Here is a 15,660-nt window from a genome sequence, read left to right as displayed (position 1 = left end):
TTGTTTGGACTTTAAGGGTTTTGGAGGAGGGTGGATTTCGGGTTGGGACTTGGGACTGGCACCCAGGATTTGGGCGCTGCAGCAATTGATCAAACAAGCAGCAGCGGTGGTAGAAGTTAACAACTGAAAAATTCACGTCGGTGAAGTGGGGACTTCCGGACGCATGTCGATTGGTCGAAAAAAGCGGGCTTTGGCCTGGGGGGCGCTGCTGATATCAGCGCTGGCCCTTGGCGGCTGCTCGACGTCGATCGCCGATCTGCCGTTGGTCGGCACGCCGGCGGATGCACCGGCACGTCCAAAGGAAGCCGGCGCCTATCTGCCGGTTAACCAGCTTCCGCCGGATCGCGACGAAACCGCAATGGACCCGGCCCAGCGGGCCAAGATCCAGAACGAATTGGTGGCCGCCCGGGACCGTCAGGCTTCGGCTACATCCGCCAAAGACTCGACCGGCAAGTAACCGCAAGGCTCGTATCAAGCTATCTTGCGGCTGGCGCGATCGGGCGTCCGTGGTAAAAGAACCCAATTCAACCGCAAATCACGGTAAAGACGCGGTTTTGCGCCTGAATTCGCCCTAAATCTTTGATTTAGATCGATTTCTGGACAAGGACGAATTCGCATTCGTTGCAAAGCCTGTTGGCGATTCTGTACTGATTGGTTGCCGGAGCATGGTCCCATGGAAGATTTCTACCGCATTCGCCGTCTGCCGCCTTACGTATTCGAGCAGGTCAACCGCGCCAAGGCGGCCGCACGCAATGCCGGGGCCGACATCATCGACCTCGGCATGGGCAATCCGGACCTGCCGACCCCGGCCCATGTCATCGAAAAGCTGAAGGAAACGCTGGGCAAGCCGCGGACCGACCGTTACTCGGCGTCGCGCGGCATCACCGGCCTGCGCAAGGCGCAAGCGGCTTATTACGAGCGGCGCTTTGGCGTGAAGCTCAATCCGGAAACCCAGATCGTTGCGACGCTGGGCTCAAAAGAGGGTTTTGCCAATGTAGCGCAGGCGATCACCGCGCCCGGCGACGTGATCCTGTGTCCGAACCCGAGCTATCCGATCCACGCCTTCGGATTCCTGATGGCGGGCGGTGTGATCCGCTCGGTGCCGTCTGAACCAACGCCGCAATTCTTCGAGGCGGTCGAGCGCGCGATCGTCCATTCGATCCCAAAGCCGCTCGCGCTCGTGGTCTGTTATCCCTCAAATCCGACCGCCTATGTTGCGAGCCTGGATTTCTACCGGGATCTGGTGGCCTTCGCGAAGAAGCACGAGATTTTCATTCTGTCCGATCTGGCTTACGCGGAAGTCTATTTCGACGACAACAATCCGCCGCCCTCGGTGTTGCAGGTGCCCGGCGCGATCGATGTGACAGTGGAATTCACCTCGATGTCGAAGACGTTTTCGATGGCCGGCTGGCGCATGGGATTTGCCGTCGGCAATGAGCGGATCATCGCCGCACTGGCGCGGGTGAAATCCTATCTCGATTACGGCGCCTTCACGCCGATTCAAGTCGCGGCGACCGCAGCGCTGAACGGTCCGGACGATTGCATTCGCGAGATGCGCGACACCTATCGCAAGCGGCGCGATGCGCTGGTGGAATCCTTTGGCCGGGCCGGCTGGGATATTCCACCGCCGGATGCCTCGATGTTCGCATGGGCGCCATTGCCTGAGGCGTTTCGTGGCGTCGGCAGCATGCAGTTCGCGACCCTGATGGTAGAGAAATCCGGCGTCGTGGTCTCGCCCGGGGTCGCCTTCGGCGAGCACGGCGAGGGCTATGTGCGCATCGCGATGGTGGAAAACGAGCAACGTATTCGCCAGGCCGCCCGCGGCGTGCGCCGCTTCCTTGAAAGCGGCATCGAAACGTTGCACAACGTGGTTCCTCTCGCCAACCGGCGCTAGGCATGATCCCGCTGGGTCATGCCTGGTTCTAAGTTCGGCTCCAAGTTTTCTTGCAGGTTTTTCACGTCATGGTCGCACCCCTGAAAGTGGGTATCGCGGGGCTCGGCACTGTTGGCGCCGAAGTCGTTCGCCTCATTGAGCAGCAGGGCCGCATTCTGTCGGCGCGCTGCGGCCGCGGCGTGCGGGTGGTCGCGGTGACGGCGCGCTCCAAGGCGAAGAAACGTAGCGTCGATCTGCGCGGCGTTACCTGGGCCAAGGATGCGCTGGAATTAGCTAGCGATCCCGGCATCGATTGCTTTGTCGAATTGATGGGCGGGGCGGGCGACCCCGCATTGTCGGCGATCGACGCGGCGCTGAAATCCGGCAAATCGGTGGTGACGGCCAACAAGGCGCTGATCGCCAAACATGGCCTGCGGCTGGCGAAGTCAGCCGAAAAGCACGGCGGCGCGTTGAATTTCGAAGCCGCTGTCGGCGCCGCGATTCCCGTCATCAAGACCCTGCGCGAGGGTCTGGCCGGCACCGAAATCAACCGCGTCTATGGCATCCTCAACGGCACCTGCAATTACATCCTGACCCGGATGGAGCAGGAGGGTTTGTCGTTCGCCGAATGCCTGAAGGACGCGCAGCGCTTAGGCTATGCCGAGGCCAATCCGTCCTTCGATGTCGATGGCCACGACACCGCGCAGAAACTCGCCATCCTGGCCAGCCTCGCGTTTGGGACCAAAATTGCGCAGAGCGCTGTTTATGTCGAAGGTATTTCCTCGATCGCGCCGGAAGATTTGCGCGCGGCGGAGGAACTGGGGTTTCGCGTCAAGCTGCTCGGGGTCGCGGTGCGAACCGCCAAAGGCATCGAGCAGCGCGTGCATCCGACCATGGTGCCGAAATCCTCCTCGATCGCGCAGGTGATGGGCGTCACCAACGCAGTAACGATCGATGGGGCGGGCATCTCGCCGATCACGCTGGTCGGTCCGGGCGCCGGTGGTGCGGCGACGGCCTCGGCCGTGGTCGCCGACATCGCCGATGTCGCGCGCGGTATTCGCGCGCTGCCGTTCGGACGCCCCGAGGCGCGGTTGCGCGCGACCAAAAAGGCGCCGATGGAGCGCCACGAAGGTGGCTATTACATGCGCCTGATGGCGCGGGATTTGGCTGGAACTGCCGCAACCATCGCCACCCGGCTCGCCGAGCAGAAAATTTCCATTGAATCGATCGTGCAGCGCCATCCCGATGGCGTTGACGCCAGCGGCGCAACGGGGAAAGCTGCGCCGGTGCCGGTCATCCTGATCACTTATGCGACCAGCGAAGACGCGGTCCATCGCGCGCTGCAGGCGGTTCAGCGCGACAAGGTGATCAGCGGCCGGCCGCAGGTGATACGGATCGAGAAAAACTAGCGCATGATCCGGAAAAGTGGGAACCGGTTTTCCGACGAGATCATGCGCAAATAAAGAGATGGGATCATAATCCGATTTCATCTAATCGGATTATGATCCGTTGGTCTGAACGAACGACGCGAGAAACGATTATATGCGGGCCGAAAGATCCGCACTGAAGTCTTAAAAGGAGTTCGCTGATGTCGACCCATATTTCCGTACCGCCGCAGCTCTTGCTGGAGCGCGTGCTTACGCTCGAGATCGTGCGGGTCACGGAACGCGCGGCGGTCTCCGCGGCGAGGCTTCGTGGCCATGGCAACGAGAAGGCCGCCGACCAGGCCGCTGTTGACGCGATGCGCCGCGAACTCAACAAGCTGCCGATCGAAGGCACCGTGGTGATCGGCGAGGGCGAACGCGATGAAGCGCCGATGCTGTTCATCGGCGAGAAGGTCGGCATCAATGCCGGCCCGCGCGTCGATATCGCTGTCGATCCGCTCGAAGGCACCACATTGTGCGCCAAGAACATGCCGGGCTCGATCGCGACCATGGCGATGGCCGATGGCGGCACGCTGTTGCACGCGCCTGACGTCTACATGCAGAAGATCGCGGTCGGCCCGGGTTACGCCAAGGGCGTCGTCGAACTCGATGCCTCGCCGGCCGACAACGTCCGCCGGCTCGCCAAAGCCAGGGGCGTCGATGCCTCGGCGATCACGGTGCTGGTGCTCGATCGCCCGCGCCACTCCGACATCATCAACGGCGTGCGCTCGACGGGAGCCGCGGTTCGCCTCATCACCGACGGCGACGTCGCGGGCGTGATCCACTGTGCCGATCCCGATAACACCGGCGTCGATATGTATATCGGCACCGGCGGCGCGCCCGAAGGCGTGCTGGCGGCGGTGGCGCTGCGTTGCATCGGCGGTCAGATGCAATGCCGGCTGATCCTCGACACCGAAGAGACGCGCGAGCGCGCCGCCAAGATGGGCGTCACCGATCCGCGCATGATCTACGGCATCGAAGACATGGCCAAGGGCGACTGCCTGTTTGCCGCGACCGGCGTCACCGACGGCTCGCTGCTCTCAGGCGTCAAGTTCCGCAAGGATGTGATCCAGACCGAGACCGTGGTGATGCGCTCGGTGACCGGCACTGTGCGCTACATCAAGGCCGAGCACCGTCAGCTCGAGAAGTTTCATTTGGATTGAGGAAGAAGCGCCGTCATTCCGGGATGGTCCGAAGGACCAGACCCGGAATCTCGAGATTCCGGGTCTGGTGCTAACGCACCATCCCGGAATGACAGATAAGAAAAACAAGAAACCCGGGAGCGACCATGTCCGATATCTCCGCCGTGAAAGCCCTGGTGTTCGATGTCTTCGGCACGGTGGTCGACTGGCGCACCAGCCTGATCAACGACTTTACGAAATGGTCTGACACGCGCGGCATCAAGGCCGACTGGATCGCGCTGGTAGACGGCTGGCGCGCGGTCTATGCCGCCTCGATGGACGAGGTGCGCAAGCATCCCGAGCGCGGTTACGTGATCCTCGACACGCTGCACCGGCAATCCCTGGAAAAGCTGGTCGCGCAGCTCGGCATTACGGGATTGACCGACGCGGATCTGCATTACCTTACCATGGGCTGGCACCGGCTTCATGCCTGGCCGGACAGCGTCGCCGGGCTGACGCGGCTGAAGACAAAATACATCATCAGCCCGTTGTCGAACGGCAATGTCGCGCTCCTGACCAACATGGCGAAATTCGCAGGCCTGCCGTGGGACCTCGTGATGTCGGCGGAACTGTTCGAGCACTACAAGCCCGATTCCGAAACCTATCTCGGCGCCGCGCGCCTGCTGTGCCTGCCGCCGGAACAGGTCATGATGGTCGCCGCGCATAATCATGATCTCAAGGCCGCCCAGAAGCTCGGACTGAAGACCGCCTTCGTCGCGCGTCCCACCGAGTACGGCCCGCTGCAGAAATACGATTTCGAGGCCAAGGGCGATTGGGATATCGTCGCCAAGGATTTTGGCGGGGTTGCCGACAGGATGGGGTGTTAAAGGTGTGGTCTGGAATGTAGCCCGGATGAGCGCAGCGAGATCCGGGTCTCGGTCGACCAGCCCCGCATGTCGCTGCGCTCATGCGGGCTACTCGCTAGCCGCTATCCAGCCGCTGCAAGCATGACACCAAACCACCCTAGTCCCTTGTAGGTCTCATAGCCGGGCGTGGCGTGGAACGCTACCAGCGCTCCCGACCGGTCGTGATAGAAGCCGCTGCGCCGTCCCTCCAGTGAAAGCGGCACCCGTTCGGTGAGCAGGCCCTGACCGTCGGACGCGGCGATCACCCGGAGATTCGAATCGACCAACAGCACACGTGCCTTGTCGGCCGCGCCCACGCGCACGCCCTGAACGATGGCATGGGCCTGAGGTTCCCAATCGAAATGAATAGCAAGCACGCCAATCGGCTGGCCTTGGGCCTTGCCTCCCGCGCGGACACTCGCGCAATAGGTAGCGACCTGGGCATTGCCGAGCAACGCCTGGCGCTCGACGTCACCAGCGACGTAGTCGTCACCAGAGCGCAGGCCGCGTGCTTCGCGAAACCACTTTGTCGTGGCGATGTTCTGCCCGACAACATGAAAGCGGTCCGGCCGCCCATTGGCCAGCACATTGCCGTCGAGGTCGCAGAGCCACAGATCCAGATAAACGGTATAGGCGCCGAGGATCACGGCCAACCGCTCCGATACGTGCGCGACGTTGGCTGCGTCCGGACCCGTGGCGCAATCAACGACGGCGGAATCGGTTGCCCACCAGCGCACATCGCAGGTTCGCTCATAGAGGTTTCGGTCGATCAGTTCGACGGCGTTCAGCGACAGGTCGATCATGCGCTCGCCGCGCGATCGCTCGGTCATCCGCTCGATCGAACTCATGAGGTTTCCGGTTCGCTTCGTCAACTGGGTTTCAAGCTCGCGCGCGATCGCCTCGACCTGCTGGCCGACACTGCGTACTTCCTGCGCGACCACCGCGAAACCAGCACCCTGCGCTCCGGCGCGTGAACTTTCGATCAGCGCGTTCAGCGCCAGCATCTTCATCTGGTTGGTGATGTGCTGGATCGATTTGGTCTTCTCGCAGGCGATCTGATTAACCTCGGCGGTCAGGCGCGCGATCAGTCCGGAGATGTCGGATTCATCCTCTGCGCTCGCCGGATCGATCGGTTCATTCGCGATCGATTTCGCTCGGCTGTGATTGCGATCAAGCGCTGTGGACATCGGCGGACTTTCTCTACGTTGCGGCTTTTTCACCTGTTCGAAAAAGCGCGCACCGAAAACTCTTCGTTTGTCGCCGATTTATTCTAACGCGCGTTTAATTTCCTTGGGTTCCGGGTTTGTTATATGTCGCCAGGACTGCATCTTGTTTCGGCATTTGGCTGCTTTTTTGGCGAAATTTGCCGTGGGATGCACGCCGGATGGGACCAGGAGAATCAAACTGCTCTTGGAGGGTGATTCGAGAATCACGCGCCTTGGCAGCTTGGCAACGCACCGCTTGCACACTGGCGAATGTTGTGGGCACGCCGCCGCCTTTGTCGAAACCGCGCTTCGTGCTTATCTGAACCCATCATGACGCTTCCTGCCTCCGCATTGCCTGTCGAAGCCCCGCCGGCCTTTCTGGGCGTCGCGCATTCCGTGACCGGAAAGCTGTGGCGCGACCGGCTTCATGCGCGCGGTGCAGCGCGGGCGCAGGCAATCGCGCAGCGTTATCATCTGCCGGAAATGCTGGCACGGGTGATCGCGGGGCGTGACGTCGAGATCGATGCGGTGGAGGATTTTCTCGATCCGACCATCCGCAAATTGATGCCCGATCCCTACACCGTGACCCAGATGGAAGCCGCCGCCAAGCGCATCGCGGACGCGGCGGCCCGCAACGAGAAAGTCGCGATCTTCGGCGATTACGATGTCGACGGCGCGACGTCGTCGGCGCTGCTGGCCTGGCACCTGCGCCATTGCGGGCTCGATCCGCTGATACACATTCCCGACCGTATCTTCGAAGGCTATGGCCCCAATAGCGAGGCCATCCGCACGCTGGCGGGCAAGGGGGCCACGCTGCTGGTGACGGTGGATTGCGGCACCACCAGCTTTGAGCCGCTCGCGGAAGCGCGGCGGCTGGGGATGTCGGTGGTCGTGATCGATCACCATCAGACCGGCGATCAATTGCCCGAGGTCGACGCGCTGGTGAATCCGAACCGGCCGGATGATCTCTCGGGGCTTGGCCATCTCGCCGCGGTCGGTCTCGTGCTGGTCACTTTAGTGGCGGTCAATCGCGAATTGCGCGCGCGCGGATTCTGGACCAGCGAAAGGCCGGAGCCGGATCTGCTGGGCATGCTGCATTATGTGGCGCTCGGGACCGTTGCCGATGTCGCGCCCTTGATCGGGCTCAATCGCGCTTTCGTTGCAAAAGGCCTGATCGCGATGCGGCGTCGCGATCAGGTCGGTCTCACCGCGCTGATGGATGTGTCGCGGCTCAACGGCCCGCCAGAGGCCTGGCATCTCGGCTTCATGCTGGGGCCGCGCATCAATGCCGGCGGCCGGATTGGCCGCGCCGATCTCGGCGTGCGGCTGCTGCTGGAAGGCGATGTCTCCGAGGCCGCGCGGATCGCCGCCGAGCTCGATCGTCTCAACACCGAACGCCGCGTGATCGAACAGATGGCGGAGGCGCAGGCGGAAGCCGAGGCGCTGGCGTCGCTTGGGTTGGAAGACAAGGGATCGGTGATCGTGACGGCGTCGGAAGGCTGGCATCCCGGCGTGGTCGGCCTCGTGGCGTCGCGGCTGAAGGAAAAATTCTCGCGGCCGGCGTTTGCGATTGCGCTGGAGCCCGGCGGCATCGGTACGGGTTCCGGCCGCTCGATCTCGGGCGTCGATCTCGGCAAGGCGGTGCGCCAGGCGGTATCGGATGGTTTGCTGATGAAGGGCGGCGGTCACGCGATGGCGGCCGGCGTCACGCTGCGCAAGGAAAAACTGGCGGAGTTTCGCGCGGCGATGGAAACCGCGCTCGCGCATGACGTGGCGCAGGCGCGTCATGTCAACGAGCTCTTCATCGATGGCGCGGTCAGCGCGCGCGGGGTGACAACCGAACTCGCCGCTACGCTCAATCGCGCAGGTCCCTTCGGCAGCGGCAATCCCGAACCGGTGGTGGCGCTGCCGTCGCATCAACTGGTCTATGCCGACGAAGTCGGGCAGGCCCATGTGCGGGTACGGTTCAAATCCGGCGACGGCGCGATCGTCAACGGCATCGCGTTCCGCGCCGTCGGGCAAAAACTCGGCAACGCCCTGACCCAGCATCGCGGCCAGCCGCTGCATGTCGCGGGATCGCTCGCGGTAGACCGCTGGCAGGGCACCGAGCGCGTGCAACTGCGCGTGCTGGATGTGGCCGTGCCGGATCAAGGGCCGGTGATGATCAGGTAACTCCAGTCATTCCGGGGCGAGGCGTAGCCTCGAACCCGGAATCTAGAGGTAATAAGCTCGAGATTCCCCGATGTGCAATCGCACATCTGAGGTCTGCGGCAAGTGGCGCATCCCGGAAAAACGGTTTGGGATTAGCCACCCTGCCTCAACCTTGCCAGCACCTGCAATCCGCCATATCCGTCCGCGGGCTGCAATCCCACGCTGTTCTGATAGTCCTTCACCGCCTGCATGGTGTCGTTGCCGACGCGGCCGTCGGTGCCACCGGTATCGAAACCCGCGCGGGTGAGGCGAGTCTGCATTTCCTGCACTTCGGCCAGCGTCAGAGCGCGCTCCGAGCCGGGGAACGGTTGAAGGAACGGCGGCGCGCCCAGGATGCGGTCGCCCAGATGGCAGATCGCGAGCGCGTAATTCATTGAGGGATTGTAGCTGCGCACCGCATAGAAATTCGGGCCCAGCAGAAACGCCGGGCCGCCCGGCACCGGCACCCACATCTGCGCGCTCGCATCCGGTTGCGTGAATGGCTGGCCGTCGGCGCGCTGCACACCCGCGCCGGCCCAGGCCGCATAGGTCCGGCTGCCGCGGGATTCACCGGATGCACGGACCTCGCAACCCCAATGCTCGCCGCGGTGATATTTGCCGCGGTTGATCAGGAAGCGCGCGGTCGAGCCGAGCGCATCGTCGGGCTTGCCGAATGGCGATACGCGGCCGTCGCCGTCATAGTCCATCCCGACATTGAGCCAGACTTCCGGCATCCATTGGGTATGTCCCATCGCGCCGGCCCAGGAGCCGCGCATCTCGGCAGGGGTGCTCCAGCCGCGATCGACGATCTTCAGCGCGTTGATCAACTCGGTTTCCCAATAGGCGCGGCGGCGCGGCTCGTTCCAGGCCAGCGCCGCCAGCGACGGAAACACCGGCCGCATATGGTTTTCCTGCACCTGTGGGTCGCCGAACGCGGATTCGACGCCCCATAGCGCCAGCAGCGTGCCGCGCTCGACGCCGAAATCCCGTTCGAGCCGTGCGAACAGCGCTTCGTTTTTCCGCAACGCCTGCTTGCCGGCGATGATGCGCCAGTCCGAAACCCGACGATTGATGTATTGCCAGATTTCCTCGTTGAATTCCGGCTGCCGCTGCATCTGCTTGAACACGGACATATCAGGCTCGATGCGGCCCATCACGCGCGTATAAGTCGCCTCGGAAACGCCCTTCGCCAGCGCTTTCGCGCGGAAGCGATCGCGCCAGTGATCAAAGCCGGCTGGCGCCGCGAACGCCGCGACGGGATGAGCGAGCAGGGCACTCGCACCAAGGCTGGCGTGAAGGCCCGATCGCAACAGCGCGCGACGGGTCGGAGCGTGCAGGGAATCAAGCTGTCTCATCGGCACAGTCTACCGCAGGCGTCAGCCATCCTGCTGCAGGTCTGCGGCAATTTTGGACAACCAGCGCCGGATCGTGACCTGGGCTTTTGCGCCGAGCCCTGCCACCAACCGCCGTTCCAGCGCGACCACGCGCTGCCGGCTTTTGTCGAGCAGGGTTCCGCCGCGGCGGGTCAGGCTCCATTGCAGCACCCGGCCGTGTACCGGGTGCGGCGTTTTCCGGATCGCCCCGTCGCGCTCCAGATTGCGGATGATCACCCCGACGGTCTGCGGGGTCAGCAGCGCCACCCGGGCCAAATCCGCTCCCGACAGGCCCGGATAGGCCCGGAGCATCGTCAGCACGGCGAATTGCGGCGGGGTGACGCCGAGGTCGTCCAGCGCCCGGTCTAGGGTCAGCCGGGTGGCGGCCTGGGCTTGGCGCAGGAGATAGGCGAGGTGGCCTTTTTCGCCACGCTTGCCGTGGCCGGGCAGCGGCGGGCGCATGCCGGCGATGTCAGGATTTTGAGCGGATTTTCTGTTTCGAGCGCTTTTTTTAGCAGACGACTTTTTTCGTTTTTTTGGCGCTTTTTTCCGGCTTTGCATTTTTTGCGACGGACGCAATTTTGCAGCGGCTTCGATCTTGCGCATAATATAAGTACTCTTATAATTTATCAGAACACTGATAATGTATCATGAGGCAATTAAAATGTCACATGCTCGAAGCGAGATGAAAGATTTTAAAGCCCTGGCGCCAGACGCCTACGATATTGTCGCGGCACTCGGTCAGGCCGCGGCGAAGGCCGGCATCGAGAAGGCATTGCTTGAGCTGATCAAGCTGCGCGCCTCGCAGATCAACGGCTGCGCTTTCTGCGTGCAATTCCACATCCTGCAGGCCGAAGGCCTCGGCATCCCCGTCGACAAGCTCAACCTCGTCGTGGTCTGGCGCGAGACGCCGCTGTTTTCATCACGCGAGCGCGCGGCGCTGGCCTGGACCGAAGCGCTGACGTTGCTGACGCAAGGCGTTAGCGACGAAGTTTATGCGCAGGCGAGGGCGGAATTTTCCGAGCAGGAGTTGACGTATCTGACGTCCGCGATCACGTCGATCAACGTCTGGAACAGGTTCGGCGTGGCCTATCGCTGGTCGCCGCCGGTGCGGGCAAATGCAGCTGGTGCGGCGGCGTAACTTTTAGCGCGAACAATCGTCGAGAGCAGGCTTTCCGCCGAATCGGTCGCTGGTCCATTCGAGCATCGCCTGGGTGCTGGCCTGAGCCGCCCGGCCGTGACCGATGTTCGGCATCGATAGAAGCTGCACGTGGCTGCCGGCCTTGCACAGTGTCGCCGCGTAGGCCTTGGTCACATCGGGATGAATGATGACGTCGTCGGTGCCCTGCGCGAGAAACACCGGAATTTCGGGCGGCAATGCGCCGGGTGAGTTCTGCGCCAGCAGCGTATGCCAGGGTTCGAGATCGGACGGATGCTTGGTGGTCAGAAAATATTGCTCCAGCGGTTGCTCGGTGAGCTGGCGCCGCCTGAGATCGAACGGTCCCTCGATGCATTCCTCGGCCAATTGATTGATCGCAGGCATCGCGCGCGGGTCGACCACTCTGTCCATCCTGGCATCGAATACCCGCTGCCAGGACCACAGCGTCATCGCGGTGATGTTCTTGCCGCCGACGGAATCGATGTCTTCGTTCATCAGCGTGGTCAGATCGGTGGCCGGAGCGGCCGCGGCGATGCCCAGTAAGTCCAGTTCCGGCGCGTAGCTCTTCGCGATGATGCCGGTAAACAACGCGGCATGGCCGCCCTGCGAATGGCCCCAGGTCACGAATTTTTTGCCGCCACCGGCGCCAGGCAGGGTGGCGGCGACACGCACGGAATCGATCACGGCGCGCGCCTCGCTGAAGCCGACGAGATAAGGATGCGGTCCGGGGGTGCCGAGGCCGGGATAGTCGGTTGCCGCAACCACGTAGCCGTCGCGCACGAACGAGCGCAGCCCCTGGATCTGCTCGAACAAAAAGATCGCCAACGACGGCGCGCAGCGCGGCACCACGCCCGATGTCGGATGCGCCCAGGCCACGATCGGCCGGCCGCCCGGCGGTGGATCGCCCGGCGGCACGAGCACGACGCCCGACACCAGGATCGGTTTATTGTCCAACCCGGTTGAGCGGTAGAGCACGCGATAAGTGGTGGCGCCCAGTGGCGCGCCATCGATCACTTCTTGCCGAACCAGCGTACCAGGCGCGCCCGCCGCCTCGGACAGTGACGCGCGATAAAACTCGCTCTGCGCGTTCGCCGTATCCATGGCGGCGAGTACACACAAGACACCAAAGAGGAGTCTGAGTGCGACTGGCATGGCTTACATTCCGTAGAGAATTTTGAGATCGCCGCTGACGCGCAGCGCGATGCCGACGCCATCGGCAAGAAGCTGGATGCTGTCGAGTTTGGCGGTGGTGAGCTGCCCTTCCATGCGGAAGCCGTTCTTCAGCGGCCGGTTCAAGCGTTCATTGGCCGCGTTGAGCAGGTTTTGATAGGCGAGGCCGTAGCCGATGTCGGGGATGTCCTTCAACTGGTCGAGCAATTGGTTCTGCAATTGCGCCGCCACGGATCCTTCAGGCAGCGAACTGTCGCCCGCCAGATTGGATATCTTGATCGATTGCTGAGCGGAATCGACATTCAGCGCGCCGGACAGATAGAGCCATTCGCCGGCGGCCGGATCGGTGGTGTCAGGACCGGCGGCGCGAACGCCGATCACCAGCTTGCCGGACGACGGATAGATCTGCATTTCCTTGATGATCGGCCCCGCTTTGCTGGACGCCACCGCCTGCATGATCTTGTCACGCAAGGCGTCATAATTGACGCGCACCGGAAGCAGGATGTCGAACGTGCCGGGCTGGCTGATGTCGTTGCCCAGCGTCGGCAGCGGCGTCGGCGTTACCGCAGAAGGCGCCTGGCCGATCAGGGTTTGAGCCGTGCCGGTCAATTCGAGCGAACCGGAAAGGTCTTTGGCGTTGGCATGGACGCCCGCGAACGCCGCGTTGGCCGGAACGATCTGCAGCCAGACCGGAGGATCCTGCGAAATTGGCACCGGCTGGAACGCCTGCTCCCAGGCTTTTGCGGCTTTGTCGTGCAAATCGAGCCGGCGCGCGGCTTCCTGCGCGTGTGCCCGGATCCGGCCGAGCTGTTTTCGGATGCTGGGCTCAGCGTATTTGGTCAGCGAAATCTCGCGGCCAAGAACACGGAGAACCGGCGGTTCGGTCCAGTGGAAGGAGTCGCTGAAGTTCAGGTCGATCGACCAGTCCTTGGTTAGTTTCGGTCGGGATTCGACCTCGACCATGGCCCGGCCCTCGGCGTCGCCGTGGATACGCGACGTGAAGCGGTTGGCGCCCTGGCCTTCGATGCTGCCAAATATAGGAATCGATCCGACGATATGATCGCCACGACCATACAGCGACATTGCTCCGCGATCGACAAAACCGTCGACATCGCAATTGGCTTTGATCCTGAACACGAACACGCGCTTGTTCACGCAGCCGATGCGCTCGTCGATGGTGGCAAGCCGTCTTGGAACGTCGCGCTCGACCGCAGATGCGATCGACGGCAATCCAAATTCAATGGTCGCCGCAACCCGCGATGGCGTCGTCAGCGCCGACGGCGCGTCGGGAATGACCGGCGGCTTCTCGCCCGCTGACGCGGTGCCGGCGAATGAGGCTGCGCAGAGCAGCGCGAAACAGCTAGCGGTAATGTTACGTGTGGGTCGAGGGTAGATTCCCATGTTCTTGTTCCCTGCAAATCTTGTTCGACAGTCAAGGACCCGGCGCCGAGATTACATTTATCATTCAAACGCGACAATGACTGCAGGAAAGCCCTTCGCCGCATATTTTGCTGCCGGTAAAATTTAACTGTTTTGCCAGGGCGGCTTGAGGGCAGCGGCAATGCGGTCGGTTCGCGTTTAGCCGCGCGCTAAAGAGTCGCAGCCTAGTTCTCGCTGCCTTCCTGCGGGTCGGGATGGCTCACTTCGGGCGGCAGCGCGTGCGCTACGGCGGGCGGTGGCGTGGGTTCGGGGCCGATCTCGCGTCCGCGTCCGTGGATCAGGCGTTCATAGGCCGAGACCAGCGTGACGTAGGGATTGACCCAGAGCCAGCCGTCGCGCGTGAACACCTGCGTGTCGAAATGCAGATGGCGGGTGGTGCCGTTGGGGTGGTCGAGATAGTTCGACACCAGGCCGATCTTCTCGCTCTCCCAGACATGACGCCCGTTCAGAACGCCATCGGCGTCCATGCTCGCCGGGTTCATGTGCATATAGCGAAAGCGGACGTGTTCGTTGCGGGAATTGACCAGCAGCGTCGCCGCCTGCTGTTTCAGCGAGCGGAGCAACACGCCGTCGCGGACCGCGACGATGCCCTGCTGATTGGTCTCGCATTCGGTGTTGTGAAGCGGACACGGCGAGGGCCTGATATCCTGGCCCTGATGGCCGAATCCGCTGGCGCATTGTCCGACGCCGAAACTGCGGGCCTCGCAAAAATTGTCCTGCCAGGGATAGCTGGTGTTGCTGCCGGTCAGCTCATCGGGTTTGTCGGATCGGCGATTGCCGAACGATTGCGAATGGGCATAGGCCGGCGCCTTTTCTAGCGGAAAGCGAATTTGCGCATAGGCCGTGAAGTCGGCGCGGCCGCCTTGCTTGCGCGAGCCGCTGTTGACGATGATGTCGCCGGCCGGGCGATAGGTGAAATCGGGCGAAGCCGTCGGTGGCCGCTCGACGATCTCGGAGGGCATATCCACGCGCGGCCGCGACGGCAGGCCGCCGGCGACGTGCAGCGCTTTCAGGAAACGCTCGGCGACGGGATAGGCTTCGCGACAGGCGAGGTGCTGCGCGCGGGGCACGCTGTCGAGGCATTGGATCGAGACGACATAAGGCACGCCGAAGCGTGTAAAGGCGTAGCGAACATATCCCTCCCGGATGAAACGGCGCAGGTCGGGATATTGCGCGGCCAATGATTTGACCGGCTCGCCCTTGCCGGCGAAGGGATCGCTGATGTCGTAAAGGAGTATCGATCCGGTGATCTGCACTTCGACGGGTTTGGCGAAGGCCCGCAGCGGCATGCCGTCGCCGGCACCGGGCTCGAGCGAAAACATCGCGTCGTAGCCGGCCGGGCCGGCGTCAAACAGATCGGCGGGACGAAAGTCGGCCTGATAGCGCGCCAGCGAAAGGCTTGCGGGCGCGCCGTTCAATTGGGCATTGAGAAACGCTGCGGTATCGAATGGCAAAAGCACCGGAACCGGGCTGCGTCCGATCCCGGTGAAGAATGGCGAGGTCACAGCATTGAGTTGCACCAGCGCCGGTGTCGCGCGCGGATCGTAGGCCGGCAGCCGGCGCCAGCCCGTAAAAATGAACCACGGGATGACCGCGGGCTGGGCGCCAATCTCCACACGGAGTTGATCGAGCGCGCTTTGCCATTCGGCGCGGACGGCCGTGATGGCCGGGGTGCGGAATTCGTCGGCGGTCGAAGCTGCCGTGCCGGCCAGAAACAGGAGGAAAGCTGCCAGCACACGCGGAACGAACCGGGCAACTCTCGTAACCAATGATCCGCCCCCCGGCGCCGATGCGCGCTTC

At 62.9% G+C, this 15,660-nt stretch carries 13 protein-coding genes; 7 read left to right on the top strand and 6 right to left on the bottom strand.

Going from position 1 to position 15,660, the window contains the following annotated elements:
• Positions 1-163: 163 nt before the first annotated feature.
• The 5 genes from HB676_RS08880 to HB676_RS08860 all read left to right on the top strand — a co-directional run bounded on the left by HB676_RS08880 (position 164) and on the right by HB676_RS08860 (position 5,305).
• Positions 164-457, top strand: coding sequence for a hypothetical protein (locus HB676_RS08880; protein ID WP_213737378.1), 294 nt, complete (start codon positions 164-166; stop codon positions 455-457).
• 216 nt (positions 458-673) lie between these two features.
• Complete coding sequence (locus HB676_RS08875; protein WP_213737377.1) at positions 674-1,894, top strand: LL-diaminopimelate aminotransferase; 1,221 nt, start codon at positions 674-676, stop codon at positions 1,892-1,894.
• Between the two features lie 68 nt (positions 1,895-1,962).
• Entirely contained in the window at positions 1,963-3,282 is a 1,320-nt protein-coding gene (locus tag HB676_RS08870) for a homoserine dehydrogenase (RefSeq protein ID WP_213737376.1), read from the top strand.
• A gap of 179 nt (positions 3,283-3,461) precedes the next feature.
• A complete protein-coding gene (gene glpX / locus HB676_RS08865; protein ID WP_213737375.1) occupies positions 3,462-4,460 on the top strand; it encodes a class II fructose-bisphosphatase in 999 nt (332 codons plus the stop codon).
• Between the two features lie 125 nt (positions 4,461-4,585).
• Positions 4,586-5,305, top strand: a complete 720-nt coding sequence (locus tag HB676_RS08860) for a haloacid dehalogenase type II (RefSeq protein WP_213737374.1) — start codon at positions 4,586-4,588, stop codon at positions 5,303-5,305.
• 101 nt (positions 5,306-5,406) lie between these two features.
• On the opposite strand, the gene HB676_RS08855 is transcribed toward HB676_RS08860, so the two are convergent.
• A complete protein-coding gene (locus HB676_RS08855; RefSeq protein ID WP_213737373.1) occupies positions 5,407-6,510 on the bottom strand; it encodes a methyl-accepting chemotaxis protein in 1,104 nt (367 codons plus the stop codon).
• Between the two features lie 348 nt (positions 6,511-6,858).
• Here HB676_RS08855 and recJ point away from each other — a divergent pair, with 348 nt between their 5' ends.
• Positions 6,859-8,700, top strand: a complete 1,842-nt coding sequence (gene recJ / locus HB676_RS08850) for a single-stranded-DNA-specific exonuclease RecJ (RefSeq protein WP_213737372.1) — start codon at positions 6,859-6,861, stop codon at positions 8,698-8,700.
• Positions 8,701-8,831: 131 nt separating this feature from the next.
• Here the strand turns inward: recJ and HB676_RS08845 are convergent, their stop codons facing one another.
• Both HB676_RS08845 and HB676_RS08840 read right to left on the bottom strand, forming a co-directional pair.
• A complete protein-coding gene (locus HB676_RS08845; RefSeq protein ID WP_213737371.1) occupies positions 8,832-10,073 on the bottom strand; it encodes a lytic murein transglycosylase in 1,242 nt (413 codons plus the stop codon).
• Positions 10,074-10,094: 21 nt separating this feature from the next.
• Positions 10,095-10,697 carry a MarR family transcriptional regulator gene (locus tag HB676_RS08840; RefSeq protein WP_249780139.1) on the bottom strand — a complete coding sequence of 201 codons (603 nt, stop codon included), beginning with the start codon at positions 10,695-10,697 and terminating at the stop codon, positions 10,095-10,097.
• A gap of 58 nt (positions 10,698-10,755) precedes the next feature.
• Between HB676_RS08840 and HB676_RS08835 the strand changes: the two genes are divergently transcribed.
• Positions 10,756-11,232 carry a carboxymuconolactone decarboxylase family protein gene (locus tag HB676_RS08835; protein ID WP_213737370.1) on the top strand — a complete coding sequence of 159 codons (477 nt, stop codon included), beginning with the start codon at positions 10,756-10,758 and terminating at the stop codon, positions 11,230-11,232.
• 3 nt (positions 11,233-11,235) lie between these two features.
• On the opposite strand, the gene HB676_RS08830 is transcribed toward HB676_RS08835, so the two are convergent.
• The 3 genes from HB676_RS08830 to HB676_RS08820 form a co-directional block, all read right to left on the bottom strand.
• Entirely contained in the window at positions 11,236-12,351 is a 1,116-nt protein-coding gene (locus HB676_RS08830) for an alpha/beta fold hydrolase (protein ID WP_249780138.1), read from the bottom strand.
• 54 nt (positions 12,352-12,405) lie between these two features.
• Complete coding sequence (locus HB676_RS08825) at positions 12,406-13,821, bottom strand: DUF4403 family protein (protein WP_213737368.1); 1,416 nt, start codon at positions 13,819-13,821, stop codon at positions 12,406-12,408.
• A gap of 203 nt (positions 13,822-14,024) precedes the next feature.
• Positions 14,025-15,629, bottom strand: coding sequence for a M23 family peptidase (locus tag HB676_RS08820; RefSeq protein ID WP_213737367.1), 1,605 nt, complete (start codon positions 15,627-15,629; stop codon positions 14,025-14,027).
• Positions 15,630-15,660: the final 31 nt, after the last annotated feature.

The sequence above is a fragment of the Bradyrhizobium sp. dw_411 genome (genome assembly GCF_018449695.1).
In the GTDB taxonomy this organism is placed as follows: domain Bacteria; phylum Pseudomonadota; class Alphaproteobacteria; order Rhizobiales; family Xanthobacteraceae; genus Bradyrhizobium.
This window is presented reverse-complemented; position numbering and strand designations above follow the sequence as displayed.

What these genes read in the sequence shown, in the direction of transcription:
- HB676_RS08880 (WP_213737378.1), top strand. Translation starts at nt 164, where the DNA reads ATGTCGATTGGTCGAAAAAAGCGGGCTTTGGCCTGGGGGGCGCTGCTG.
- HB676_RS08875 (WP_213737377.1), top strand. Translation starts at nt 674, where the DNA reads ATGGAAGATTTCTACCGCATTCGCCGTCTGCCGCCTTACGTATTCGAG.
- HB676_RS08870 (WP_213737376.1), top strand. Translation starts at nt 1,963, where the DNA reads ATGGTCGCACCCCTGAAAGTGGGTATCGCGGGGCTCGGCACTGTTGGC.
- glpX (WP_213737375.1), top strand. Translation starts at nt 3,462, where the DNA reads ATGTCGACCCATATTTCCGTACCGCCGCAGCTCTTGCTGGAGCGCGTG.
- HB676_RS08860 (WP_213737374.1), top strand. Translation starts at nt 4,586, where the DNA reads ATGTCCGATATCTCCGCCGTGAAAGCCCTGGTGTTCGATGTCTTCGGC.
- HB676_RS08855 (WP_213737373.1), bottom strand. Translation starts at nt 6,510, where the DNA reads ATGTCCACAGCGCTTGATCGCAATCACAGCCGAGCGAAATCGATCGCG.
- recJ (WP_213737372.1), top strand. Translation starts at nt 6,859, where the DNA reads ATGACGCTTCCTGCCTCCGCATTGCCTGTCGAAGCCCCGCCGGCCTTT.
- HB676_RS08845 (WP_213737371.1), bottom strand. Translation starts at nt 10,073, where the DNA reads ATGAGACAGCTTGATTCCCTGCACGCTCCGACCCGTCGCGCGCTGTTG.
- HB676_RS08840 (WP_249780139.1), bottom strand. Translation starts at nt 10,697, where the DNA reads ATGCGCAAGATCGAAGCCGCTGCAAAATTGCGTCCGTCGCAAAAAATG.
- HB676_RS08835 (WP_213737370.1), top strand. Translation starts at nt 10,756, where the DNA reads ATGTCACATGCTCGAAGCGAGATGAAAGATTTTAAAGCCCTGGCGCCA.
- HB676_RS08830 (WP_249780138.1), bottom strand. Translation starts at nt 12,351, where the DNA reads ATGGATACGGCGAACGCGCAGAGCGAGTTTTATCGCGCGTCACTGTCC.
- HB676_RS08825 (WP_213737368.1), bottom strand. Translation starts at nt 13,821, where the DNA reads ATGGGAATCTACCCTCGACCCACACGTAACATTACCGCTAGCTGTTTC.